General features: G+C 49.2%; 31 protein-coding genes. 25 read left to right on the top strand and 6 right to left on the bottom strand.

Annotated elements, in window-relative coordinates:
* Positions 1–324: 324 nt before the first annotated feature.
* Complete coding sequence (locus GC090_RS15135) at positions 325–495, bottom strand: hypothetical protein (protein WP_033738761.1); 171 nt, start codon at positions 493–495, stop codon at positions 325–327.
* Positions 496–711: 216 nt separating this feature from the next.
* Here GC090_RS15135 and GC090_RS15130 point away from each other — a divergent pair, with 216 nt between their 5' ends.
* The 20 genes from GC090_RS15130 to GC090_RS15035 all read left to right on the top strand — a co-directional run bounded on the left by GC090_RS15130 (position 712) and on the right by GC090_RS15035 (position 16,607).
* Positions 712–846: a hypothetical protein gene (locus GC090_RS15130; RefSeq protein WP_255421286.1), complete on the top strand. Its 135-nt coding sequence runs from the start codon at positions 712–714 to the stop codon at positions 844–846.
* Positions 847–964: 118 nt separating this feature from the next.
* Complete coding sequence (locus tag GC090_RS15125) at positions 965–1,657, top strand: hypothetical protein (RefSeq protein WP_324020275.1); 693 nt, start codon at positions 965–967, stop codon at positions 1,655–1,657.
* A gap of 867 nt (positions 1,658–2,524) precedes the next feature.
* Positions 2,525–3,955 (top strand): sugar porter family MFS transporter, encoded by a 1,431-nt coding sequence (locus tag GC090_RS15120; protein ID WP_162286321.1) that lies wholly within the window; start codon positions 2,525–2,527, stop codon positions 3,953–3,955.
* Positions 3,956–4,537: 582 nt separating this feature from the next.
* Positions 4,538–5,122 carry a fimbrial protein gene (locus GC090_RS15115; RefSeq protein ID WP_185199683.1) on the top strand — a complete coding sequence of 195 codons (585 nt, stop codon included), beginning with the start codon at positions 4,538–4,540 and terminating at the stop codon, positions 5,120–5,122.
* Positions 5,123–5,186: 64 nt separating this feature from the next.
* A complete protein-coding gene (locus GC090_RS15110; protein WP_162286319.1) occupies positions 5,187–5,723 on the top strand; it encodes a fimbrial protein in 537 nt (178 codons plus the stop codon).
* A gap of 63 nt (positions 5,724–5,786) precedes the next feature.
* Positions 5,787–8,276, top strand: coding sequence for a fimbria/pilus outer membrane usher protein (locus GC090_RS15105; RefSeq protein ID WP_324020272.1), 2,490 nt, complete (start codon positions 5,787–5,789; stop codon positions 8,274–8,276).
* 52 nt (positions 8,277–8,328) lie between these two features.
* Positions 8,329–9,066, top strand: coding sequence for a fimbria/pilus periplasmic chaperone (locus tag GC090_RS15100; RefSeq protein WP_324020270.1), 738 nt, complete (start codon positions 8,329–8,331; stop codon positions 9,064–9,066).
* A gap of 15 nt (positions 9,067–9,081) precedes the next feature.
* Positions 9,082–9,687 carry a fimbrial protein gene (locus GC090_RS15095; RefSeq protein WP_324020269.1) on the top strand — a complete coding sequence of 202 codons (606 nt, stop codon included), beginning with the start codon at positions 9,082–9,084 and terminating at the stop codon, positions 9,685–9,687.
* A complete protein-coding gene (locus tag GC090_RS15090; protein WP_324020268.1) occupies positions 9,687–10,229 on the top strand; it encodes a fimbrial protein in 543 nt (180 codons plus the stop codon). Before GC090_RS15095 ends, GC090_RS15090 begins: the two co-directional genes overlap by 1 nt.
* A gap of 27 nt (positions 10,230–10,256) precedes the next feature.
* The gene (locus tag GC090_RS15085) at positions 10,257–10,928 is read left to right on the top strand and encodes an EAL domain-containing protein (RefSeq protein WP_324020267.1); all 672 of its coding nucleotides are present in this window, start codon (positions 10,257–10,259) and stop codon (positions 10,926–10,928) included.
* A 388-nt stretch (positions 10,929–11,316) separates the two neighbouring features.
* On the top strand, positions 11,317–12,081 hold the full coding sequence (locus GC090_RS15080) for a fimbria/pilus periplasmic chaperone (RefSeq protein WP_039342925.1): 765 nt from the start codon (positions 11,317–11,319) through the stop codon (positions 12,079–12,081).
* Positions 12,082–12,113: 32 nt separating this feature from the next.
* Positions 12,114–12,650: a fimbrial protein gene (locus GC090_RS15075; RefSeq protein ID WP_058708322.1), complete on the top strand. Its 537-nt coding sequence runs from the start codon at positions 12,114–12,116 to the stop codon at positions 12,648–12,650.
* Between the two features lie 18 nt (positions 12,651–12,668).
* Positions 12,669–13,184: a fimbrial protein gene (locus GC090_RS15070; RefSeq protein WP_058708323.1), complete on the top strand. Its 516-nt coding sequence runs from the start codon at positions 12,669–12,671 to the stop codon at positions 13,182–13,184.
* Between the two features lie 20 nt (positions 13,185–13,204).
* A complete protein-coding gene (locus tag GC090_RS15065; protein WP_226375651.1) occupies positions 13,205–13,777 on the top strand; it encodes a fimbrial protein in 573 nt (190 codons plus the stop codon).
* Positions 13,774–14,133 carry a hypothetical protein gene (locus GC090_RS15060; protein WP_324020266.1) on the top strand — a complete coding sequence of 120 codons (360 nt, stop codon included), beginning with the start codon at positions 13,774–13,776 and terminating at the stop codon, positions 14,131–14,133. Before GC090_RS15065 ends, GC090_RS15060 begins: the two co-directional genes overlap by 4 nt.
* 54 nt (positions 14,134–14,187) lie before the next feature.
* On the top strand, positions 14,188–14,466 hold the full coding sequence (locus GC090_RS15055; RefSeq protein ID WP_058708325.1) for an RNA-dependent RNA polymerase family protein: 279 nt from the start codon (positions 14,188–14,190) through the stop codon (positions 14,464–14,466).
* 310 nt (positions 14,467–14,776) lie between these two features.
* Positions 14,777–14,905 carry a hypothetical protein gene (locus GC090_RS15050; RefSeq protein WP_268747004.1) on the top strand — a complete coding sequence of 43 codons (129 nt, stop codon included), beginning with the start codon at positions 14,777–14,779 and terminating at the stop codon, positions 14,903–14,905.
* Positions 14,902–15,480, top strand: coding sequence for a hypothetical protein (locus GC090_RS15045; protein WP_324020264.1), 579 nt, complete (start codon positions 14,902–14,904; stop codon positions 15,478–15,480). The genes GC090_RS15050 and GC090_RS15045 overlap by 4 nt, the downstream gene beginning before the upstream one ends.
* A 65-nt stretch (positions 15,481–15,545) precedes the next feature.
* Positions 15,546–15,758: a hypothetical protein gene (locus tag GC090_RS15040; RefSeq protein ID WP_324020263.1), complete on the top strand. Its 213-nt coding sequence runs from the start codon at positions 15,546–15,548 to the stop codon at positions 15,756–15,758.
* A 516-nt stretch (positions 15,759–16,274) separates the two neighbouring features.
* Positions 16,275–16,607, top strand: coding sequence for a DUF6694 family lipoprotein (locus GC090_RS15035; protein WP_039342917.1), 333 nt, complete (start codon positions 16,275–16,277; stop codon positions 16,605–16,607).
* A 225-nt stretch (positions 16,608–16,832) separates the two neighbouring features.
* On the opposite strand, the gene GC090_RS15030 is transcribed toward GC090_RS15035, so the two are convergent.
* The 3 genes from GC090_RS15030 to GC090_RS15020 form a co-directional block, all read right to left on the bottom strand.
* A complete protein-coding gene (locus tag GC090_RS15030; protein ID WP_039342965.1) occupies positions 16,833–17,504 on the bottom strand; it encodes a class I SAM-dependent methyltransferase in 672 nt (223 codons plus the stop codon).
* Positions 17,505–17,650: 146 nt separating this feature from the next.
* A complete protein-coding gene (locus tag GC090_RS15025; RefSeq protein WP_033737433.1) occupies positions 17,651–18,097 on the bottom strand; it encodes a DUF421 domain-containing protein in 447 nt (148 codons plus the stop codon).
* 9 nt (positions 18,098–18,106) lie between these two features.
* The gene (locus GC090_RS15020; RefSeq protein WP_162286309.1) at positions 18,107–18,601 is read right to left on the bottom strand and encodes a hypothetical protein; all 495 of its coding nucleotides are present in this window, start codon (positions 18,599–18,601) and stop codon (positions 18,107–18,109) included.
* Between the two features lie 291 nt (positions 18,602–18,892).
* Here GC090_RS15020 and GC090_RS15015 point away from each other — a divergent pair, with 291 nt between their 5' ends.
* Entirely contained in the window at positions 18,893–20,188 is a 1,296-nt protein-coding gene (locus GC090_RS15015; RefSeq protein ID WP_241492890.1) for a glycoside hydrolase family 28 protein, read from the top strand.
* Positions 20,189–20,205: 17 nt separating this feature from the next.
* On the opposite strand, the gene GC090_RS15010 is transcribed toward GC090_RS15015, so the two are convergent.
* A complete protein-coding gene (locus GC090_RS15010) occupies positions 20,206–20,715 on the bottom strand; it encodes a hypothetical protein (protein ID WP_050504693.1) in 510 nt (169 codons plus the stop codon).
* Positions 20,716–21,210: 495 nt separating this feature from the next.
* Here GC090_RS15010 and GC090_RS15005 point away from each other — a divergent pair, with 495 nt between their 5' ends.
* Positions 21,211–21,936, top strand: a complete 726-nt coding sequence (locus tag GC090_RS15005) for a YoaK family protein (protein ID WP_054688006.1) — start codon at positions 21,211–21,213, stop codon at positions 21,934–21,936.
* Here GC090_RS15005 and GC090_RS15000 read toward each other — a convergent pair.
* Positions 21,933–22,835, bottom strand: coding sequence for a lipid kinase (locus GC090_RS15000; protein WP_324020259.1), 903 nt, complete (start codon positions 22,833–22,835; stop codon positions 21,933–21,935). The genes GC090_RS15005 and GC090_RS15000 overlap by 4 nt on opposite strands.
* 160 nt (positions 22,836–22,995) lie before the next feature.
* Here GC090_RS15000 and GC090_RS14995 point away from each other — a divergent pair, with 160 nt between their 5' ends.
* From GC090_RS14995 to GC090_RS14985, 3 genes are all read left to right on the top strand, one after another.
* Positions 22,996–23,268 carry a cupin domain-containing protein gene (locus tag GC090_RS14995; protein ID WP_033737438.1) on the top strand — a complete coding sequence of 91 codons (273 nt, stop codon included), beginning with the start codon at positions 22,996–22,998 and terminating at the stop codon, positions 23,266–23,268.
* A gap of 21 nt (positions 23,269–23,289) precedes the next feature.
* Positions 23,290–23,709 (top strand): DUF4186 domain-containing protein, encoded by a 420-nt coding sequence (locus GC090_RS14990; protein WP_039342914.1) that lies wholly within the window; start codon positions 23,290–23,292, stop codon positions 23,707–23,709.
* A gap of 140 nt (positions 23,710–23,849) precedes the next feature.
* Entirely contained in the window at positions 23,850–24,167 is a 318-nt protein-coding gene (locus GC090_RS14985; protein ID WP_033737439.1) for a KPN_00521 family repetitive protein, read from the top strand.
* Positions 24,168–24,197: the final 30 nt, after the last annotated feature.

Below are 24,197 nucleotides of genomic sequence, written 5' to 3'. Positions count from 1 at the left end.
ATGGGGGTTGTCAGTCCGTTGCGCGTTACTGAAATAATCATGTATTGAGATACCGTGTTCGCGCCAGGTCTTATATTGCCTGAAAATGCTTTCGTTATCGTGTGCCACAGATATGACGGGGATTATATCCCGTATCCGGTGTGACGATACCTTTAAACGCGGTGTGAACCCACATTGTGCAATTGTTACAGCACGCAGCAATATGACCATTGCCGTTAAATACTACGCAGGAGTAATGTCGCGGATGATGGTTACGTGCATAAAGTTCAAGCCACAGGTGGGCTTCTGCGCAGGCATAAAAAAACCGGCACATGGCCGGATTTTTTATGCCTGCGGCTGGCCAACCGGCCCTTTACCCAGTGGACCGCCAGGCACTGACTGACCGCTTGGCGCATGCGGGCGACCATCGTTGCCGACGGCGCTGCTGTCCTGCTGACAACCCGACATCATTAAAAGGCTGGAAACAATTAACAGACCGCTCAAAATGCTTTTCATCTCTTTCCCTCGTGATTAACACACTTAAAAAACAGCTCGCCTGATAAGTCTGGTCGGTATTTTCGCTAAGTCAATGTAGCGCAAAAAAAGCGCGTGATATCAATGCTTTTATGAAAACGGATACGTGCAGCGCCATCCCACGAGGGGAAGCCGCTGTGCTTACCCGCTTTTTGTGAACCAGACTTAGTGTTCGGTTTGCTAACCAGAGAGGCCTGTATGACAGAAAGACCAGTAGAGGGTGACCATCCGGATTATCAACCGGGGAAAAAAAGCCCGTCACAAGGCGGCACCGACGGCGCGGAAGATGATGTAACCCACGCGCCTGAATCCGGCGATAAACAGCCAGATTAAGTCTGCCGGCCCACCTGCGTGAAGTGGGCCGGAATATATCCGCTGTAGAAAGTGCTGTATTTCCCCGCTCGTCTGGCTATGCTGTGGACACATCGTTCAGGGACATTCAGGAGAGAAGGTGAAAAAGGCGGCTTATTTTGACGCTCTCTATGCAGACCGAAACAGTGAAACCCTGCGGCTGTGGCAACAGGAAAACAGGCAAGCGCATCACCATGCTGAAAAATTCTTTTACCCTGACGGGCTTAAAGCGCTGAGCTGTGGCATTTTGCCTGATCTGAATCCCGACATCCTTGCTCTTCTTGACGACATCCGCCGTTTAACCCGCGATGACCCACTTGCAGATGTTATGCAGGCAAAAAACTTTCATGTCACCTTCCTGCCGCTTACGCCAGCCCGTTATCACGAGCGCCAGCAAATCCCGATGATAAGCGAAGTGACTGGCACCTTCCGCCAGTGCGTAACGGATTCATCACTCAGGGTAGAGGGATTGCGTTTGCTCGCGCTTCCCGATCAGCTGTTGCTGGCAGGTTTTCCTGACGGCAGCGCAGTCGCGCAAAGAGCTGCGTTCTGGAATGCGTTGATGTCATCAGCGACGTGGCGGGATTTACTGCTCGAAAGGCACGGTGGAAAAACGACCCCGCCTGAATTCTGGCATACGACGTTGCTTCGCTATCGCGCTGCCAGCTTGCCCGACTCGCTTAAATCGTATTTTATTGACAATATGCACCGTAGGTATGGGAGCGTAGCTGGCGATATCCGGCTGGTCTTTGCGGTTTATAACTGGGCTGATCCAGAAACGATAACGGTGTAAACAGGTCGGGTGGTCATGAACGATTATAAGCGTTCAGGTTGAAAGCCATGACAGAAATACGAAAATTTAATCGTAATCCTCACTTTCATAATGAGGTGAATAACGCTCATCAAGCACTTCCTGAATCAGAAGCAAGATGAGAATGAGCAGTAATAATAAAATGATGCCGGTCATGACTAATTTCCTGTGTTCACTTTTCTCCGCAACTGAAGCATGTATTCACGGCAGCCCGTTCTGGCAACGGTTTAAACGATCATTCAGTAGATCAGGTTATGCTCAGGGCTCCAACAGCACAGTCATTAAAACAGGTTGAACCAAAACGGCGCACACCATTTCCTTCGTCCTGTCATATCCTGATAAACGTTATGCATTTTGCTGAGCAGTATTGTATTTCCGTAGTGCGGCGAATAAACCCTCGACAACGAAATAAGCCCGGAACGAGATTCAAGCGGGCGAGTCGTGGCTGGCTTTCATTATAAAGGGGGATTCTGTTATGAAGGGTGTCTGGGCGATACATCATATCGTCAGACCGGTTGCGGCCAGGGCAGATTTTTAGCGATGTTGACAGCGCTTTAATTCATATACTGCGTCAGTGGTGAAGTATTGCAGAGTGTCTGCCGGACCTGAACAGTCCGCCGCATTAAGCGGCCCATCAATGGATTGTTTTACACATTATCGCCAGAAAAGACGTGTAGCAATATTACGTCATAAAACGAAAAACAGACGCTCACTCTGTCGATGAGATCTCCATCACACTTAGAGTGAGATCAGTAAAATCGTCCATATCCAGACCTTATTTGCCCTCATCGCCCGCTGTCTCTGCTTTATATGCTGCATGGACACTACATGTTGTGTGAGCGGAGCTTAATGATGTCTCATGTAAATACTTTCAATCTTCAAAGCGAACATAAGCAAAAAGTTCGCCGTATGAACCTGTTTATCTCTGTTTCCGCTGCGTTAGCAGGACTGCTGTTTGGACTGGATATTGGCGTGATTTCAGGGGCACTGCCGTTTCTCACCCATCACTTTAATCTGAGCAGCCATGAGCAGGAATGGGTGGTGAGCATCATGATGCTGGGTGCCGCAATAGGGGCAGTATGTAATGGCTGGGTATCACATCGTCTTGGCCGCAAATACAGTCTGATGGCGGGCGCAGTGCTGTTTGCTATTGGATCGCTGGGTTCAGCCGGTGCAACCAGCGTTGAAATGCTCTTGATCTTTCGCCTCCTGCTGGGCCTGGCTGTGGGCGTAGCCTCCTATACCGCACCGCTTTATCTGTCTGAAATGGCAACCGAAAACGTCCGTGGCAAAATGATCAGTCTGTATCAACTGATGATTACATTGGGCATTGTACTGGCTTTTGTATCGGATACGGCTTTTAGCTACAGCGGTAACTGGCGAGCCATGCTGGGCGTCCTGGCTATCCCCGCCGTCGTACTGTTTGTCATGGTTATTTTCTTGCCGAACAGCCCGCGCTGGCTGGCAGCAAAAGGCATGCATGTTGAAGCAGAAGATGTCTTGCGGATGCTGCGCGATACGTCTGAAAAAGCCCGTCAGGAACTGAACGAGATTCGGGAAAGTCTGCGCATGAAGCAGGGGGGCTTTTCGCTGTTTAAAAGTAACAGGAACGTCAGGCGTGCGGTCTTTCTGGGCATGTTATTACAGGGCATGCAGCAGTTTACCGGGATGAACATCATTATGTATTACGCGCCGCAGATTTTTAAAATGGCGGGTTTTAAAAGCACACAGGAGCAGATGATCGCCACGGTCATTGTTGGCCTGACCTTTATGTTTGCCACTTTTATTGCTGTTTTTACCGTAGATAAAGCGGGCAGAAAACCGATTCTGAAAATTGGTTTCTCAGTCATGGCGTTTGCTACGCTGGTGCTGGGCTATTGCCTGATGAAAGCGGGACAGGGAGAGATCAGCCATGGGTTATCCTGGGTTTCTGTGGGCATGACCATGTTGTGTATCGGTGGATATGCGATGAGCGCAGCGCCTGTCGTCTGGATCCTGTGCTCTGAGATTCAGCCGCTTAAATGCCGCGACTTTGGTATCACCTGTTCGACGACCACTAACTGGGTGGCAAACATGATTATCGGTGCCACCTTCCTGTCCCTGCTGGGCAGCATTGGCGCGGCGGGCACGTTCTGGCTTTATACCGGCTTTAATCTGGTGTTTATCGTAATAACGGTTTATCTGGTGCCGGAAACCAAGAATGTCACGCTGGAGCGGATTGAGAAGAATTTGATGGCGGGTGAGAAGTTGCGGGATTTGGGAAATAACGTGACAGTTTAATTATATTAAGAAATGGCATCGATATAATACGATGCCATTTTTAGCCAATATCTTGTGCTTTCAGATATGCAACGCTGTTAAGGACTGAGAGTTGGTATTGCTTACGTACCTTATCCACAAAATATCAGAGCCAAACGCTTTTTGTCTAAGCTCAATATTTACCCGAAAAAAATCGATATGTTTCGCTCACCCCAAATTAAGCACAGGGATTGTCTGTCACTCACGGTGTATTAAAATTTTTAGTTTGATGCTATGAGCTTTCTGTAAGACAGCATACCTGTTGATTATTTCTGACGATGTGTCATTCTTTTTTTTAGTGTGAATTGTGTCATATTTTTGCTTTTTATGCTGTTTTTGATACTTTTGTAGAGTAAAAATGTCGTTTTTTGTTTTTTCCCTCCCTCTTTCTCTAAATTCAATTCGATTTATAGATAATTCTACTCGCCAATTATGGGGTGGGTAGAATTGTCCTTTACCCGACAATAAAAACGTCTCCCACCAGAAAAGAACTTCTTATAGAGAATCTCTACCATTTTTGGGACTGAAATTTTAGCAAACTGTTAAAACATGGGATTGAATGTAATGAAAATGAATAAGATCGCGTCTGTTCTGGCTATCGCCCTGGGTATGGCTGCCGCTGCAAACGTTTATGCCGCTGATGAAGTTGCTAACCAAGGCCAGGGTCGGATTACTTTTACTGGTTCAATTATTGACTCAGCATGCTCTATCAGCCCTGAAACGTCCGATCAGGAAGTCTCTCTGGGCCAGATCGCGGCTTCTCAACTGGCAGACAGTGGCGTTTCGACACCTGTCAATTTCGAGATTGGTCTGCAGCACTGCACCATGAGCAGCACCACATCAAAAGATAAAGATGGCAACGACGTTACCACCAGCACTGCACCGTCAGTGAAAGTCACCTTTGGTGGTACCCCTGCGGTTGCAGGTGACAACACCTGGTTCGGCATCACCGGCACCGCTTCTGGTGCAGGCGTTGTCATCACCGATGGTTCAAGCAATATCATTCCAGTCGGCGGCACTTCATCTTCACGCGAACTGATTGAAGGTGAAAACACCTTAGGTTTCTCAGCATATCTGCAGGGTTTGGGTGACAAAGTCACGACAGGTGAATTTACCTCTATTGCAGACTTCACACTGGCCTACGAATAAGTCATAGCCATAGCTGATAAAACACCCCTGAGCATTGACCAGGGGTGTTCCGACGGAGGCTGTTATGTTCCTGCGCATATTTTTTCTGATGACTTTTTCAATGATATGGGCTTCTGCTCAGGCCGCAAAATGGGTCGATCACGGTCATGGGCGCGTGCATGTAAACGGTCAGATTCAGGAGTCGGCCTGCAGTATTCATACTGATGATGTCTGGCAGGAGGTTACTTTTCCACCCTTTTCTTCAGCGTCATTAGAAAGCAGTGGACTGGCATTGCAATTACCGTTTTCGCTAAGGCTGGTTAACTGCGATCTGAAACGTGACAGCGGTGGGGAATGGAAGAGCGTTTCGGTTACCTTTGATGGCGACAGAGTAGAGAGCCACCCTGAGTTATTTGCGGTTTCAGGTGAAGCCCAGGGATTCGCGCTCACGGTGTCGGATACTGTCGGTCATATTGCCTATCCGGGCGAAATGATGGAAGAGGTGCCACTTAATAAAGACGGCACGGAATTACGCTATCGCTTAGCCGTGGTTCCGACGGGCGATGATTATGAAGAGGGGAAATGGTCGGGAACCGTACGCTTTATGGTTACCTACCAGTAAAAAAATTTATTTTATTTCTATTCAGCTTTTGACTAAATGCTGCAAGTTAAGAAGATTATATAAATGGGTAAATCACTGTTATTACCGCGTAATAGGCTGGGAGCGTGTATTCTTCTGGCGTTATCGGGTTACATTTTTCCAGCTTTTTCCGTTGAGTTTAATATGGATATTCTGGACGCTGAAGACCGTAATAATATTGACTTATCTCATTTTTCTGAAGCCGGTTATATTATGCCGGGGAAGTATCTGCTTACGTTAAAAATAAATGGCAGCACTGTTGGTGACCAGGAGATTTCCTTTAAAGAAGCCGCCTTTCAGGGAGATGAAAAATCGCTTATCAGAGCCTGTTTAAGTCGTGAACAGGTCGCCATGCTGGGGTTACGGCCCGATGCATTAGCCAAAATCATTTTCAATGACGAGGGGACCTGTGCAAATTTCGACGGCCTTGACGGGGTAATACTTAAAGGCGATCTGTCGCAATCGACGCTGGACGTTTCAGTTCCTCAGGCATGGATGGAATACCAGGATGCAACCTGGCTCCCGCCTTCGCGTTGGGAGAATGGTATCCCTGGAGTGATGCTGGATTACAGCCTGAATGGAACGGTAACCAAAACCGCGCAGGGAGCACGTTCGCAGACGGCCAGCGGCAGCGGTACGGCTGGCGTAAATCTGGGAGCGTGGCGTTTTCGCGGTGACTGGCAGGGCAACTACAGCGAAAGTGGTGGTCGCAGCGGCTCGGCAACCAAAAGCTTTAGCTGGGGGCGATTTTATGCCTATCGGGCACTGCCTTCTGTCATGGCAAAACTGACGCTGGGTGAGGATTACCTTTCATCCGATCTGTTTGATTCCTGGCGCTTCACTGGTGTTTCACTGGTGAGTGATGAAAGCCAGCTTCCACCTAAATTACGCGGCTATGCACCGGAAGTCAGTGGAATTGCGCGCACCAATGCCAAAGTCACTATCAGTCAACAGGGGCGGATTATTTATGAAACCACAGTGGCGGCGGGGCCGTTCCGCATTCAGGAGTTAAACAGTGCAGTCAGTGGCGAGCTGGATGTGCAAGTCACGGAGCAGGACGGTAGCGTTCAGCATTTTCAGGTAACCACTGCAACCATTCCTTATCTGACCCGGCCCGGGCAGATTCGTTATAAGTTTGCCACCGGTCGATCATCAAATTACAGCCACAATGTGGAAGGACCGCTATTTGGTACGGCAGAGGCATCATGGGGCATAAGTAATAGCTGGTCTTTATATGGTGGTGGGATATTCTCACCAGATTACAAAAGTCTGGCAGTGGGCCTGGGCCGTGATTTATTTCAGTTCGGCGCGCTCTCGGCAGATATTACCCAGTCTATGGCAAATTTACCGAATGAAGGGGAGTTGCAGGGACGTTCTTACCGGATCAGTTATTCTAAACGATTCGATTCAATTAACAGTGATATTACATTCGCGGGTTATCGTTTCGCCGAGCGTAACTATATGACCATGCCGGAATATCTCGACAGCCGTTATCACGGCAGCACCCGAGGTAACAGTAAAGAACTTTACACTGTCACCGCCAGTAAAAGCTTTACCGATCTTCGTTTATCGGCCTACTTGAGCTGGTCGCATCAGACTTACTGGAATAAGCCTGAAACGGATCGCTACAGCCTGTCATTAAGTCGTTATTTCGATGTGGGTGACTGGCACAATATTTCTGCATCACTCTCTGCGTCGCGCAGCGATTACAACGGTAAAAAGGATGATGCGCTGTGGCTTAGCCTGAGCATGCCTTTAGGCTCTGGAACAGCAAGCTATAACGGTAACTATGGCGGTAAAGCGTTCAGCCAGACGGCGGGCTGGTATCAGTCGCTGGAAAACGGTGACAGCTACCGTTTGACGGCAGGAACACGCAGCAACAGAGATGGCAGCGACACCACCACGCAGGCCAGCGGTATGTATAACCATAATGGCGATCATGCTGACATGACGGCGAATGTGAGCTGGCAGGAAAAAAGTTATACCTCTGCCAGCCTTTCGGTCAGTGGGGGCATGACGGCAACGCTGGAAGGCGCGGCGCTTCATGGCGCCAGCAATCGTGGCGGTACGCGAATGATGATCAGTGCCGATGGTGTAGCGGATGTACCTATTGGACATGATGGCAATACGAATATGTTTGGTATAGCAGTGATGCCTTCCGTACCAAGTTATTACCGCTCTTCGGTCAGCGTGGATGTGAATCGACTGCCGGACGATGTTGAGATGGGGGATTCACCGGTTGTAGAAGCTGCACTGACCGAGGGCGCAATTGGGTTTCGCCATATCGATGTGCTGAAAGGCGCCAAAGTGGTGGCCATTTTGAGTATGGCGAACGGCGAGCATCCGCCCTTTGGGGTCTCAATATTGAATGCGAAAAAGCGTGAAGTAGGAATGGTGAGCGATGGTGGATTAGCCTGGATCACGGGTGTTAATCCGGACGAAAAACTCACTCTGCAATGGAGCGAGAACAGGCAGTGCACGGCGACATTACCGCATATTATTCCAGCCAGCCAGTTATTACTGCCGTGCGAATGATTAATATCTTTAAATGAACTTTGCTAGTCAATATTATCTGGATAAGAGAGCCATGAACATTAATAAACGATTGATATCAACCCTGTTGGTAACCGGTTCTATGTGTCTTAGTTTTAGTCACCAGGCTTTTTCTGCCGTTTCACTGGACCGGACTCGTGCGGTATTCAACGGTACTGAAAAAAACCTGATAGTGAATATAGCAAATGACAGTACCAAAAAACCCTATCTGGCGCAGGCATGGCTTGAAGATGCGCACGGGAAAAAGCTCACAGATTATTTGATGGTTACACCGCCGATGCAAAGGCTGGAGCCATCCCAAAAAAGTGTTATTCGTATCACGTCGTTGCCTGCAGTAAAGAGTCTGCCACAAGACCGTGAAAGCTTGTTTTATTTTAGTGTGAGAGAAGTACCACCAAAAAGCGACCATCCGAATGTGTTACAGCTGGCGCTGCAAACAAAAATTAAACTTTTTTACCGCCCGGTAGCCATCGTGGCTGAACGTTTCAGCGAGCATGATGACCAGCTTGTCCTGCATAAAATGAGCGGCGGATATAAAATCGTTAATCCCTCACCTTATTACATGACCGTGCTTGGTATCACCGGTAAACCGGGTCAGGCGGTGGCAAAAGATTTTAAACCCGTCATGATTGCACCCAAATCCAGTGAAATGGTGCGATCGGCCGTTTTCTCTGAGCCGCATGTGATTACAATTAATGATTTTGGCGGCAAACCCGTGGTGCCTTACAGTTGTCACGGTGATATTTGTCAGGCCAAAGCGAAACAGGCTTAAACTCAGGATGGATGTATGAACGTCTTTAGTCATATCGTGTTGCTATTTGCCACGATTATGTCTGTTAACGCCATAGCTTCAGGCACGATCGGTAAAAAGAGCGATAACTGGGATGTAGATGGTTTAAATGGCGCTATCGTGGCTAATGGCATGCTGGTAAGTTCACCGTGTGTGTTGTCTGATGACTCACTTGAGCAGGAGCTGGATTTAGGCGCGATATCGCAAAAAGAATTAGAACAAACGGATGATGTTACCGTTCCGGTAGCGATACATATCGTCATGGATGACTGCCCGGGAGGTGTACATCAGTTGAATGATAAACAGGATATGCGCCGTAATCTATGGCTCGCGGATCAAAGCGTCGCCAGCATGACGATCATGGGGGACGAAGAACCCTCAGATCCACGCTTTTTCCGCCTAAAAGGCACCACATCAGGTTATTCGTTGCGCATTGAAGATGCCGGCGGTGAACAGCTTATGCCCTCGGTTGCTGAGCATCCCATTGCCTTAAGTCAGGGGCGAAACGATCTGGTCTTCAAGGCCCAACTGCGTCGCAATGATCAGCCCGTTTCAACCGGTGAATGGACGGCCGTTATCCGGGTTGGTATGGAGTATGACTGATGAGACATATCATTCCCTATTTTACGCGCTTAAAGATAATCATTTCAGTTGTGATGGTTTCGTTGATGCTGTTTTTTTTGTGCTTATCGGTGAGAGCAGATACCGACGTTGAATTCAGCGGCGCATTAATCGCTGAACCCTGTCAGATTGATTCAGATTCAGAAGATATGACGATTGAGTTTGGTGCAATCGCAGCGAAAACCTTTATTGACCATACGGAATCAGCCCCAAAGCGATTTTCTGTTTGGCTTCGCGAATGCGATCTGGAGTTAGGTTCGCAAGTTATCGTGACGTTCAATGGTAATAAAAGCAGTGATAACGCCGATTATTTCACTGTTACTGGCCTCTCTAAAGACATTGCCCTAAAAATCGTGGATGGTGCGGGGGATATCGTTAAACCCGGCAAGCAGCAAGCAAAACATGAACTGGATAAAGGTGATACAGAGCTTCAGTGGCAGGCCAGTATCATACATACCTCAAGTAATGACGTTATCCCCGGGGATTTTTATTCAACTGTTAACTTTTTACTTGAATATCCCTAGCATTCACCACATTTACAGTATGCGCTAATGTTAAAAAAGATAAATGGCATTCGACTGCAACCGATCGTACGGCTGGAAGATAACACGGTGGCAGGGTACGAAGTGCTGTCAAAAATAACGTCCGATGACAATGTCGAACGTTTCTTTAACGCGTTGCCAGAGAAGGACTATGTCACCTTGTTAATGAGGCAGTTGGAAATTATTCATGGCGGTGGGATGAATGAAACGCTCTTTGTTAATTTGCCATTAAGGATTTTCTTAAACAGATGTGAGTTAGATTTTTTCGTGCAGAGAGAGGCGGCGGGCGAGAAAAAGATAAATATTGAAGTTCAGGATGCCTTTTTACTGGAAAAAGTGAGTTCCCTGCAAAAGCGTAATGTAATAAAAGCCATGGACTGGTGTAGAAGCCACGGCTATGACATCTGGCTGGACGATTACACAGCCGGAATGGGCAGGTGGCTAAATAACACAGCAATGACGTTCGACGGTATTAAAACAGACTACCGGGAAATACGCAGGTTTAAAACAAAGGCTCTAGCAATGAAGCCATTGGTTGATGAAGCGAAACAGTTTACGAAGCGCATTTTGATAGAGGGAATTGAGACAGGGAGCGATTTGCGCTATGCACGCGCCAGTGGTGCGACCCTGGGACAGGGATATCTGTGGCCCGAGCGGGTGATTCTGACGACAGTTGTTTAGTGAATGGCGCATCACGCTTAAAACAAATCAGGCTATTCATGGCTTCTTGATATAAAAATATTAATAATCAAAAGGTTATCGCTTGTTTTTTCTGACAAGATATTTTTTGTGCGGAAGCCACCGAAACGACATGATCATCTGATAACGCTTTTTTATCCGTTTTAAATGAGCGGGTTTCACTACGCAGATGCTAATTAAAAGATTTGTTGTCGTAGAGTTTCTCTTTAGTCTGGGTATGAAAATATTGATTGTTTTATCGGTAAAATAACACCTGTCTTAACTTTATGACTAATTCTCTAAGGTGATTGGGGAAGCTTCAGACGCAGGAGCGAATACGTTTAGCAGGGAGTTTAAAGTTAAAAATCCGGATTATCAGTTAGGGGCAAGTATGAAAATTGCATTGTTAATCACTATATTACTCTCTGCTATGTCAGGCTGTTTGCATACTGCTCAGGCAGCCTTGACGGTAGATCGTTCACGCTTAGTGTTTAATGAAGATGAAAAATCAATTAGCGTTAACGTGACCAACAGAAATACAAAAGATCCTTACCTGGCACAGGGATGGATTGAAGACAGTAATGAGAAAAAAATTACTGGGTTGATGATGGTGCTTCCTCCGGTTCAGCGTGTCGAAGCCGGCGCAAAAACATTGGTCAGAATTCAGGGGCTGCCGGATATCAAGACGCTGCCAGAAGATCGTGAAAGCGTGTTCTATTTTAATTTGCGTGAAATTCCGCCAAAGTCAGATAAAGCGAATACGTTAATGCTGGCTATGCAAACCAGAATGAAAGTGTTTTATCGGCCAAAAACTATTAAGGTTGATCGCATGGCAGATGTGGTGCCGGGAACTGAAACGTTGACGCTTAACAGACAAGGGGATGGTTATGTTCTGACTAACCCTACACCCTATCATTTTACCTTCGTTGAAGGCCGACCTTCAATAAATGCAAAAGGTATCAGTGATTTTGAGCCTGTCATGGTCTCACCAAAGAATAAAATAAAACTACCTGTCCAGGCGGCTAAACTGGGTTCGACGCCTGTTCTCATGTTTGTTAATGATTATGGTAGTCAACGTCTTTTATCTTTTACCTGCAATGGAACAGCGTGTAAAGCAGGTAAAGTATCAATCCCTGATGAGAAAAATGCAGCCTGAAGTGCTGAAAAATTAGGCTGTTAGGTTGATTTATGAAAAATTTTCTCAATAAAATTTTATTTTTCTTTTGCTTAATTAGCAGCTTACCGGCTAGCGCGGTGAGTGAAGGAGATATAACTACTGTAAATATTTCAGGTACGATTGTTGAAGATGTCACCTGTACCGTTAATCATGGAAATGCGATCCAGGTTTTTCTGGGTGATGATATATTTATTGATAAAATCGACGGTAAAACCTATAAAAAAACCGCTGTCCCCATTAATCTGGATTGTACTGAAGCAACGAAAGGCATTGTGCAGACGTTATCATTTAAAGCAAGTGGCGTTGGAGTAGGTTGTGATAAATATCTTTGTACAGATTATGAGGGATTGATGTTAAAGATTTATCATAATAATGATGTTCTGAACCTTGAAGATAAAGTTTCATATGTCACCCTGGCTAATGGCACCGCTATGGTTTTGGATGGAGGATCTCTTGATTTCTATGTTGTGCCTCTAAAAAAAGAGGGAGTTAAAATCAAGTCGGGTACTTTTTCAAGCGTTGCAACGCTTGTTGTTGATATGCAGTAGAAACAGAGTTTAGGGAAAATGAAAAAAAATTATTCTTCATGGGGTTTTATTTTTATTGTCTTTTTCCCTGTGCTGTTGATGCTTATTTTTATTCGGCCGGGGCAGGCATCATCTACATCCGTCTTTTTTTCAGGCACCCTGTTAGACTCACCGCCTTGTGTCATTAATGACGGTGGAAACATCATAGTTGATTTTGGCGATGAATTGATGACAACACGTATTGATAGTGAACATTATCGGAAGAAGATCGAATTTACACTCGATTGTTCTTCTGCCACCAATTCAAAACAGAGGGTACGCATTAGTGGCGATACCTCTGCCTCGGGTTTCAATGGTGAAGTATTAGCCACACCAAAGGCTGGATTAGGTATTGCAATTTATCATGATAATGTCCGCTATTCTCCTGGTGAATGGATAGATTTTAATGCACCTTCTTTACCCACTTTTTACGCTGTTCCGCAGAAGCAAGATAATATCAAACTTACTGGGGGGGAATTTCATGTGACCGCTTCTCTGGTTATAGATTACCAGTAATAACAAACAGGATTTATTCCATGATAACGCTCAAAAAAAAACGTATTTATCAATACCTCTCTGAGCAATACGATTTCAGGCCGTTCAGCGTCAGGAAAATAGTTAAAACTATTTTACCTGCTTTATGCATTGTAATGGGAAATGGATATGCATCGGATGCTGATAATCTGGAGTTCAGAGGAACGTTAATTGAACCGCCCCCTTGTAATCTGAGCGCGGAAGGTACGATTAAAGTTAATTTTGGTGACAAAGTAGGGATAAAGAAAGTCGCTTCAGGGAGATATCGTCAACCTGTCCCTGTAACATTGCATTGTGAACAGGACAGCGTTCATTCGGCGTGGCAGCTAATGATGACTGTTAGCGGTACGCCAGCCAGCTTTGACACCGATAATGCCACAGTTGTTACGCCGGAGCGTGAGGCGTTGGGGGTGAAACTGTATGCCGATGGCAAACCGTTAGTGCTGGATTCGCCTGTCAAGGTCAACGGCACGACAATGCCTGCTCTTGAAGCGGTGTTGGTTCAGAAAGAAGGTGAAATGCTTGAAGAAGGTGCGTTTACCGCTCATGCCACCTTGCGGGTAGCCTATGAATGATAAACGGCCTCTGGCTACAGGCATGGCGCTGGCTATGCTATCAGCGCAGGCGTGCGCCCGATAATGCCGATATCTGGCATCTGCGGCATCATGCCAACACACTGCTCCCGTTAATCAGGCGGCAGGTAGAACGCGGGGTATATCGGCTTTCACCTATGCAAACCGTTCACAGCTATGGCGTCGGTCGCGAATGCGACACGGTGATAATGTGGTCGGCTGCCGATGCACTGGTGCTCAAATGGGCGGCGCTGACCCTTTCTCCCAGCCTGTCCGTTCACCCTCACTGTCTACATTTTCAAGGCGGTACGCATTATGCCGTACGCAGAGTGGCGCAGCAACTGACGACCGGAGAATAGCAGTATGTTTATCGCACCGATTTTCGCGGTTATTACCGCCACATTTAGAAGACTATGGCCTGGCGGATTTGGCAGAGCATTACCCAGGACCCTGCCTGCCTGAATTTGCTGGACCAGTATCTTTATTACAGTGTGGAGGATGGCGGGGAAATACGTGCGCCAGAAACCGATATTCCCCGTGGCTGCGCACTCAGCCCCCTGACAGGGGCGGTTTTACTCTGGCATATGGACCGCACCTTCGGTTGCCAGACAGGACAGTATTACCTTCGCTATATGGACAATTTCTTGCTACAGGCTCGTCATCGCTGGCGCGTTAAAACGCGCGGTGCGTAACTGTAATCAGTTTTTGCAGATGGCAGGGTTTACCTCTCATCCCGATAAAACACAGATCGGCCGACTGAGCCGGGGTTTTGACGGGTGCGGTATTGAATTTAGCCCACCGGATCCACCCCGCATCAGTGAACGGTCAATGATAAAACACCGTGAACGGTGCCAGCGGCTTGATGAGCAGCTCAGAGCACGCGGTCTTTCTGATAGGGAGCGTTCCGCGCGGGTGCAGGCATACCGGGCGCGCTGGACAATTTGGGCTGAGAGCTTGCTGAAGACCGCAAATAAGCGGAAAGCCTGAAACACAGGAGGATGCATGATACACCGTCGCAAAGGTCACGGGCGGGTAGACGACAACGGCGAACACGCGGTGCACGGGAACTTGTGGATCGTGCGCTCAGACAACATCGACAACGAAAATGCGCGTGAGGGCGGAACAAGATGAACAAACTGATGATGGGGCTGATGCTCATCATGTCGACGGGAGTGTCCGCCACCGTGACATACCCCTTCCCTCTGGTAACGGGGACGGAAATGGAGCCACACGATGGAAGGGATACCATAACAATACATGTGAAAATGAGTAGAGTGCAAGTAACTGATGAGCGGATACCGGAGGGAGCCACCGTGATGGAAGCATTAGAAATCCTGACCGGACAACCACCCGTAAAGGATTTTGTAGCAGGGGAAACAAAGCACCGACACGGACGGATGCTATCGGGGATGTCGAACTGGTACAGCTATGAAATGCAGGGCGCCAACCAGAAATTTACTGATTTCATGGAGGCGTGGACCGCGAAGGCACTGGGGAATGCCTCAAATGATGCGTGGATACATACCACAGATAGGACAGATTGCGTGACTAACCGGGTGCGCTTTGCCAACAACGTAAACGACTCATTCGAACGTTACTACGACGTGTCGTGGGGGCTGGATAGCGTCGCCACCTGTGTTACGCCTCATCCTGCAATGGAGTCGTGTTCGTTGAACACGCCAATCGTAGATTTGATTACGGGGTAATAAATGCCGGGAAAGCGGATGGGACCTCCCTTGAGGCACTTGTACATGTGCAATGTAGCAACAACATGAAATACGAATTGAACGTGATGGGAGGGCCTGAGATCGCAATAGACAACGGCATGACCGCCGCCATCATGACAGACGGCGCGTTAGCCGGCGAAACGCTTAATGGATCATCTGGTGACAACCCAGTCGCGCTGCGTTCAACTTTGCATGGAAAACCAACGAAAACGGGGGCATTCGCTGGTAGCGGAATCATGATAATTTCCTATCCGTGACGTGGAGAAGGACCGTGGCGCACACGCTCCGAAAGGGACAAAGCTTTTGGGCCACGGAGGGGTAGTCGGCAAGGCTCACACTCGCATCAGTTTCACAGTCAATGTCTTAAAAAATCAAAAAAGTCTTCAAAATTAATGATGTATGTAGAAGCCGAATTTAACGGAATCGCGACAACTTACGTCACCCATACGTTGAACATGGTATTTAAGAGCAGGACAATGAAGTTGACTGTGATGCCTGCCACCCGCGGCCGCTTATGACACGGCGCGCAGCTGCTGGTGACTCAAGGTCAGTGGTTCTGACAGACGAAAAGAAACTGCGGGGAATTCTACCTGATGTATTCCTCTTACAGTGGGAAAAGTAGGGTATGTCAACGTACAATCAATAAATCTTGTGTAGTTTGTGCTGCTTAAGCGTTGATCCTCAGTAGACATACTATGCAACTTTAAAAAGCGCTTTCAAAAAACATCACAAAAACTTACCATTGCGAAGAACTTTTTTAGGATAAAGACGATATGAAAAAAGCAGTGGCAGTCATTTTATTAGCTTTCGCGTTAACAGGATGTGGAGAGCCTAAGATCGATGGTTCTTCCGAAGAGGCTTTTCAGACATCGCTTCAAAAAGTTCGGGAGTCACTTGCAGAGGATAAGCGCGCCGCGTTTAACGATGCTATTCAGGTTGTCGCCTTCAGCCAGGTCAGCATGAAAGAGCTGATGCAGGCGGGCAGCGGTGATGAAGGTGGACGCGCGCTGATTGATAAAAAGATCAAAGGCGCACTGGCCGGTAAGACCGGCGAAGAAGTTATTGAGTACGCAGATAAGATTAAAAAAGAGCGCGCAGCCAACTAATCTCAGCATGTTTGTTTCTCAGCCCGGCTTATTTACGGTCTGATTAACCTGTTACTACACTAAGAGGCATGCTTTGTATGCCTCTTTTTTTACGCCATCTTTACAGGAATCTTGATGCCGACGGTCTACAGGCGTTTTGTTGGCATTGAACTGTCAACCGCGTCGGGCAAAAAGCGGTAAGTATTCGGGTAAGGGCAATCCGCACCAATACGATGACGGGCTGCACTAACTGGAAGCCTTGTGGCACACAAGCGTTGCATGATCCCACCACGAATTCTGATTAACTGAAAAATAACGGATGTTAAAACCGGCTGCTGTGATTTCTGCGGTCAGGTCGTCCAGCGGTTTCAGCGTGCGCCAGGGAATGCCGTCTTTCAGTAACAGGTGCTGTCCAGGGGCATAACGCAGAGATTCGCTTATTTGTTTAGGCGAACCACACATGCTGCTGATAATTAACGCGCCGTCACAGGCCAGTACACGGCGCACGGCTTTAAGGCAATGTGTACGTTGTGTTCCCACCAGACAATGAAAGCAGCTGCCGTCAACGATGACATCGAACTGAGCATCGTTATAGAGAGAAAGGTCGCATACGTTGCCTTGGTTAAAATGAGCGACCAGACCTGCTTCCCTGAAGCGTTCCCGGGCCCAGCAAATCGCCACGTCTGAGATATCGACCCCGTAAACGACGAATGATTGTCGGGCAAAATAATGTGATGCCATGGCACCATTGCCACATCCGAGCTCAAGAACAGTCCCTTTGTCAGGAAGCCATGCTGCTTCTTCAAGCTCATAAAGCACCTCGCTGAGCCGCTGACGGGCTCGCGAAAAGCCGCTTCCTGTCCAGGCTTCATAGCCCTCATTTTTGAGGCGCCGATAGATATCGTCATAGCTTTCCACGACCGCCCATCTCCTCCTGCCGTCACTGAATCCTCTTCTGACGCATTTTATACAGGTTATGCGTGATCCGTATCTGACTTTTCGGTCCTTGTGTCGTTTCTCACATGATGAAATGCCGCCATGGCCAGGTACGGATTAAACGGGTTTCATTTCTCAGCAGGAATAATCGAAATCTGCCCGTTACTTTCCAGAATGGCATAGCGAATTTCATCGAGTTCGCACAGCCCATGATTTTGTCGCGCGACCAGCAAAATATCATCCTCGCTGACGTTCACTTTTTTCATCTTATCGGGAAAAGGCTGGCCGTTTTCAACCAGGATGGCCGGGCTGCCATCAATCAGTTGTTCAAACCCTTTGTGTTTCCTCTTGATGTAACCAAACAGCATATCCATCACTATCAGTGTGATAATGGTGATCATTGCGCCGGTGACGGAGAAATCGCTTCCCAGCAGCGCCTGTTGGGTTGCCTCACTGATGATGAGGAGCAGGATCAGATCAAAACTGGTCATCTGAAGCAGGGCTCTTCGCCCGGCAATTTTGAACACAAGGAGGAGGATCAGGTATATCGCAGCGGCTCTGAGGACCATTTCCATAAAGGTTACCTACGGATAAATAAACTGGCTGAAATGGATTTCGGGTTCATTGTTGACCTGCAGGGTATTACTAAAAGCGCCCGGCTTCCTTGGGGTAAGGGCCAGCCAGACTGAGAAGGTCGGCTGTCTGTCGGCGTGGTTATAGACCAGGTAGACATAACCCTTTTCGCTGTACATCCGGTCAGGCTGAGGTTTAATGCTGCCAATCTGAAATTCGTCCAGAAACGTTTTTCCAAAGCTGAGAATATAGTCCGGTGCGTTGAGCTCTTTGATGGAGACTTTGATTTCGTTTTCGCTGGTCAGGCGGCCAAACCGATCGTAATCGAGACGTAAGGTGTGCGTTTTATTCTGCAGGTGCTGCTCGCTAAACAGGCCGTTAGAAAATAACCCCAGCACTGCCGCCACAACAATACTTGTCAGTAAAATAAACCCTGCACGACTAAACTGATATTCAAAATTAAGGTTTTTTATATTTTCCTTAATACGGGGTTTTCTGAGCATCATGCATCAATACCTCAGCGTTTAATGGCCGCCCGGCCTCGCGAAGGCTGCCAAAAATCAGTCGGTTATATGACAAGAAGCGTAGCACTGGCCCTGGTGCTGTCAAACCCATCCCTTGGGCGAATAAAGGTCAAAATCCTCTGTATCCAGGCTGTGGACGGCGGCATTTCAAAGGGGAAAACGAAGCCATCCCGCTTTTATTTCGCTGACCCCTGCGCATCAATTTAACATTTTGACCACTTCCGGCGACGGGCTCATTTTTCTGCTTTACCTGCCAGGAAGGACTTGCGTATTGTGAAGGCCTGTCCCTCTGTCGCCCCTTTCACTATGACTGACCCGATTGTGACGATGTATCGCTCTCCCTTTGTTCTGTTAGCCATGATTGTTGGCCTGGCGATCAGTTTTACTGCTCAGGCACAAATGGGTGATCGACGAACGGTAACACAACCGGTTTATCCGCCGGTCTGCCAGCGTATCCCGGCCATGGATCAATATAATGTCAGTCAGACTATTCAACAGGCGCTGGATAGCTGCCCGCCCGGCAAAATGGTGCTGTTAGTACCCTCAACCCGTGCGAAGGTATTTTATAGCGGGCCACTGTCTTTGCCTTCGGGTGTCAGTCTGGGCATCGATAAGGGAGCGGTGTTGCGCGCACTTCCGGATCCACGATTGTATGATAACGGGCGCGGAAGCTGTGGCACGCTGGATTCGCAGGGCAACGGTTGCAGGGCGTTTATTACCCTCAGTCATGTCCGCGGTAGCGGGATATACGGGCAGGGCATGATCGACGGGCAGGGCGGAGCCTCTGTCACCGGTAAGACGCAAACCTGGTGGCAACTGGCGGCCAGCGCCAAGAGTGATGACGCAAAGCAAAATGCGCCGCGGCTGATCCAGGTTGATCACGCCCGGGATATCACGCTGTATCAGATCACCCTGAAGAATGCGCCAAACTTTCACGTGGCTGTCAGTGACAGTGAGGGCATTACGCTATGGGGCATCACCATCGACACGCCCGCGACGGCACGAAACACCGACGGGGTGGATCCCATGGGGTCCAGCGATGTTACGTTAATCAACAGTCGGATCAGTACCGGTGATGACAATGTGGCGATTAAAGCCGGAAACGCACCGGCCTCGCATATTTCCATCGTGAATAACCAGTTTGGCTCTGGTCATGGTATGTCGATTGGCAGTGAAATAAACCGAGGCGTCAGCGATGTGCTGGTGAACGGGCTGACGTTAACCGGCACGACCAATGGCCTGCGCATCAAAAGCGACCGCTCGCGCGGTGGGCAGGTGCGGGCGGTTCGCTACCAAAACATTTGTATGCAGGATGTGGACAATCCCGTGGTCATTGATACGCATTATGATCCGCACGCCAGCGGCACGATGATCCCCGATTACCGGGATATCACCTTCGACAACGTCAGGACAGGCAACGGAAAAATTACGCTGGACGGGTACAGCGAGACGTTTCCGCTTGAGATGACGATAAAAAATGTCTCTATCGCTGAGCAGGCCACGGTAGTACAACGCTTTGCCATTATTCATGGTCAATTTACGCGGGCGCCTCAGACTGCGTGCCGTTAAACAGGTCGAGGGTTGCGCTATTCCCTGAGCGCTTTTTTCTCTGCCGCAGTGCCAGCATCGCTGCTATCCGGCTCACCGTACAACTGGTTTGCCGTATCATTCGGCCAGGACTCAATGGCACCGCAGGAATAGGTGTAACTGCCTAACGCCAGTGTATAGCGCAGCACGTTCTTATCGTCTTTTGCTGCGCCCCAGATCACCTCCAGCACAGCGTTATGCGTTTCGATAAAGTGCTTCGACAACTGATCGAACTTCACGGGCACGAAGCGGGAATAGCTATTGTCTGCAGTAAACGGGCTGCTGGACATGAACAGATCGGTTTCGCCACTTTCCCGGTTTTTCAGGCCCATAAGCATGATGTTATCGGTCGTTTTCAGCAGTTGCAGTGTGATGTCCTGTCCACAGCGCTGGTGTGCGCTGGCCTGCAAATTTCCCAGCAGCGGTGCGCGTAACGGCTGAGCGAGCACATTGCCAGCCAGCCATCCTGTCGCTGTTAACGTCAGTAATGCTTTAGAAATCGGTTTCATACTCTTAATAAATGAGTCGGTGGACAAAGCGCAAAGCATGAAGCGTTGCGCAGCGTGGTACCTTGATCTGCCACAGAGTAGGGTGCAACGGGCTGAAAAGTGAGGCGATTACTGTTTTAGCGAGGGGTTTTATCGCGGCGTTCGGATCTGACGAGATAACATATGCTCTCCTGACGATGTGCCCTGATGCTGTTGCTATGAACAGCGTGAAGCGGGGCAGCAGAGGCCAACACAACAGACGCGAACACAGCCTGATAAGGTGCGGCATTGTTGTCGAAACAGTCTCTCTATGGCGGTAAGTAGCAGAAAAGAGGGAGACCGGCCACGCCAGCCGAAAAGGCCATCCGGCTTCGCGCCGAATGACACAGTAATAGCTTCTACCGTCTCGTGAAACAGAGTCAGGCAGACGGAGGTCTACGTCGCTGAATTAGCGCTTGTTTCCTTAACGAACTCAGCGAATGATAGAGCCAATCGCATCGTATCTGAGTGAACATTATGTTGATCAGCACGGAAACCGAACGGACGCATATCGCGGACAGCCGTCTTGCCTGCACGCTTGCCGCTGTCGCCGGCGCGTTAAACACGGCTGCCTTTGAGATAGTCGGTTTCTTCTCGGCCAATATGACAGGCAACGTATCCTCACTGTCGGATTATCTGGCCAAAGCCAATGTGCATCAGGGCATCTTTTTCCTGCTGATTGTCTGCATGTTTATTTTTGGCGCGATGGTATCGACGCTGATTATTAATGCCGGACGCCGACGGCAGATTCGCACAATCTACGCTGTGAATATTCTGCTGGAAGGTGCGGCGCTGGTGGCGCTGGGCATAACCGAAGCCCATTACACGCTGGCGTCGTCCGGCGCGCTGTTGATTCTGAGCCTGAGTTTTTTGATGGGACTGCAAAATGCGGTGGTGACCCGCATCTCCAATGCGCGCGTCAGAACGACACATGTCTCCGGCACCTCCACCGACATTGGAATCGAACTGGCGATGCTGTTTGATGTGCTTCGGCGTAAGGCGTCGCCAAAAGACGCGCCGCTGTATGTTGAGCGCCTGCGGCTGCATACCTACACGATCCTCTCTTTCCTGGCGGGCGGGATCGCCGGCATCGGGCTCTGGCATTTACTCAATTACTACTTCCTGGTGCTGATTGGGCTGGGGCTGGTCATCCTGGCGCTGAGCGCTATGCGCAAGCGCCCCGCACTACCTGTAAGCTCTTAAGGCTTTTCCCTGCCGGAGGGGGCGGGAGCCAGCACCCTCAACGCATCATTAAGCAGGCGGAAATGGGCTGGCGTTTGCCCGATGATCTCACCATCTGCATTAATAAAGTGTGGCCGACGCGTTTGCAGTGTCAGAGCGGTAGTGCTGAACGTGCGGACATTACGCCAGCGGCCATGAGTGCCGCGTCGCAGCGAAGGAAACAGCAACAGCAGTTGCCAGCTGCGTTTGATTTCGAGGCTGTAGACGTCCAGCAAGCCATCGTCAGGCGCGGCGCTTTGCTGTACGGTCATTCCGCCGCCATAAAAGCGCCCATTGCCAACCGACACCTGCACGGTTTTAATGGCGGTTGCCGTGCCGCCATGAATCAGCGTGGCGCGGAAAGGTCGACTTTGCCGCAGAATGCGCAACGCGGCAAAGGCATAACCCAGCACGCCCCAGCGCTTTTTCGCCTGTGCCGTAAGATTACGAGCCAGCTCAGCCGAGAAACCAATACTGGAGACGTTGAGAAACAGGTGACCATTGACCTCACCGAGATCCACAGAGCGCGTATGGCCCTGGCAAATGACACTGACCGCCTGTTCCAGTTGAGTTGGAATTCCCAGCGTTCGCGCAAAATCATTGGCGGTGCCCAGCGGGAGAATCCCCAGCGGCAGCCCGGTGCGCATCAGTCCCGGCGCTGCCGCATTGAGCGTGCCGTCGCCGCCGCCCACAATCACCCAATCAATATGGTGGGCGTAAGCAGAAATAAGATCGGGGTAACTACGTCGATCGCCCGGGGCGGGCAGGATTAGATCAATGCCCGCCTGCTGCAGCAGTTCTGTGGCGCGGGCGGCATCAATGCGGCCCTTGCATGAACGTTGATTGATCAATAACAGCGCAGTCTTTACCCTGTGCGGCATGCTTAATCCGTTTAAGAGATGACGTGTTAACGAGACGATTAGCAGAAAGTACACATGCGGGATTCTCTGTTACAACCTTGCTTGCGCTACTTTACGTAACGGCAAAAAAGCACGCGAGTGACTACACTGCCAGTAAACCCAATGACAGACGAGGATGCCGATGACAGAACATCAATTCAGAACGCTGCTGGCTGAGAAAGGCTTTGCAGAACCGGTCATTGTCGAACGTGAAGCCCACAGTGAACTGGACCAGCACGATCATCCTTTTGAGGCGATGGCGCTGATTCTTGAAGGGGATATCACCCTGTTTACCGAAGACGGTGTCCGTACCTACCAGGTAGGAGACATTTTTCATTTGCAGGCCGGGCAACCGCACCGCGAGACGTTTGGCGCGCAGGGCGTACGTTATCTGGCAGGAAGAAAGTTGTCGTGATCGTTAAGACAGAGAAGAACAATGTTTGAGGACCTGTTTGCGCGCCTGTCGCGCTCGCCTTTTCGCCAGCGTTTTCGTCTGGGTCGTAAAGAATACGATTACTGTCTTGCGAAAGGGCAGGCCGGGGTGCAACAGCACGCCGCCGGGTTTATCCACCAGCGTCTGTCCGCCGCCCATCCGGTGAATGACGGCAAGCAAACGCCGATGCGCGGTCATCCGGTCTTTATTGCTCAGCATGCGACGGCGACCTGCTGTCGCGGATGCCTGGCAAAGTGGCACGGTATTGCGCAACATCAGACGCTGACTGATAACCAGCAGGCTTATGTGGTAGCCGTGATCATGGACTGGATTCACCAGGCTATGCAGCAACCCCCTCCTCCACGTCGCGTTCGCAAGCCTGCGGCACCGGACCCGTCGCCTCAGCAACTCGATTTGTTATAGGCAACGATTATACCTCTGGTGTCCTTTTAACCAGTCAGGTTCGCTATATTTCATTTCAGGTCTATTCTTAAATCGTTCTTTGGTCTCCTGTGCCAGGATAATTACGCAAGACGACAAATTTCACACAAGAGGGAATTACGATGAAGAAAGCAATTATTGCACTGTCTGCTGTTTTACTGGCCTCGCCAGTTTTCGCTGCTACCACAACGGATGAAACTGTCGCTGAAGCGCATAAAGGCGCAGATACCGCTAAAGAAAAACTGCATCAGACGCAGCACAAAGGCCAGGAGCTGAAGCTGAAGTCTGAGCATGCAGCGGAAGGTAAGAGCAACGCCACCTCAAGCAAAATCTCTGAAGGTGCGCAGAAAGGCTGGCACAAAACCAAAGAAGGCACCGAGAAAGGCTGGGATAAAACCAAGCAGGGTGCCGAAGACCTGAAAAACAAAGCGACCAACTAAGCCGCTTTTGTGTAGAAAAAACCCACCGCT

It is taken from the genome of Pantoea sp. JZ29 (assembly GCF_035190385.1).
GTDB lineage: Bacteria > Pseudomonadota > Gammaproteobacteria > Enterobacterales > Enterobacteriaceae > Pantoea > Pantoea stewartii.
This window is presented reverse-complemented; position numbering and strand designations above follow the sequence as displayed.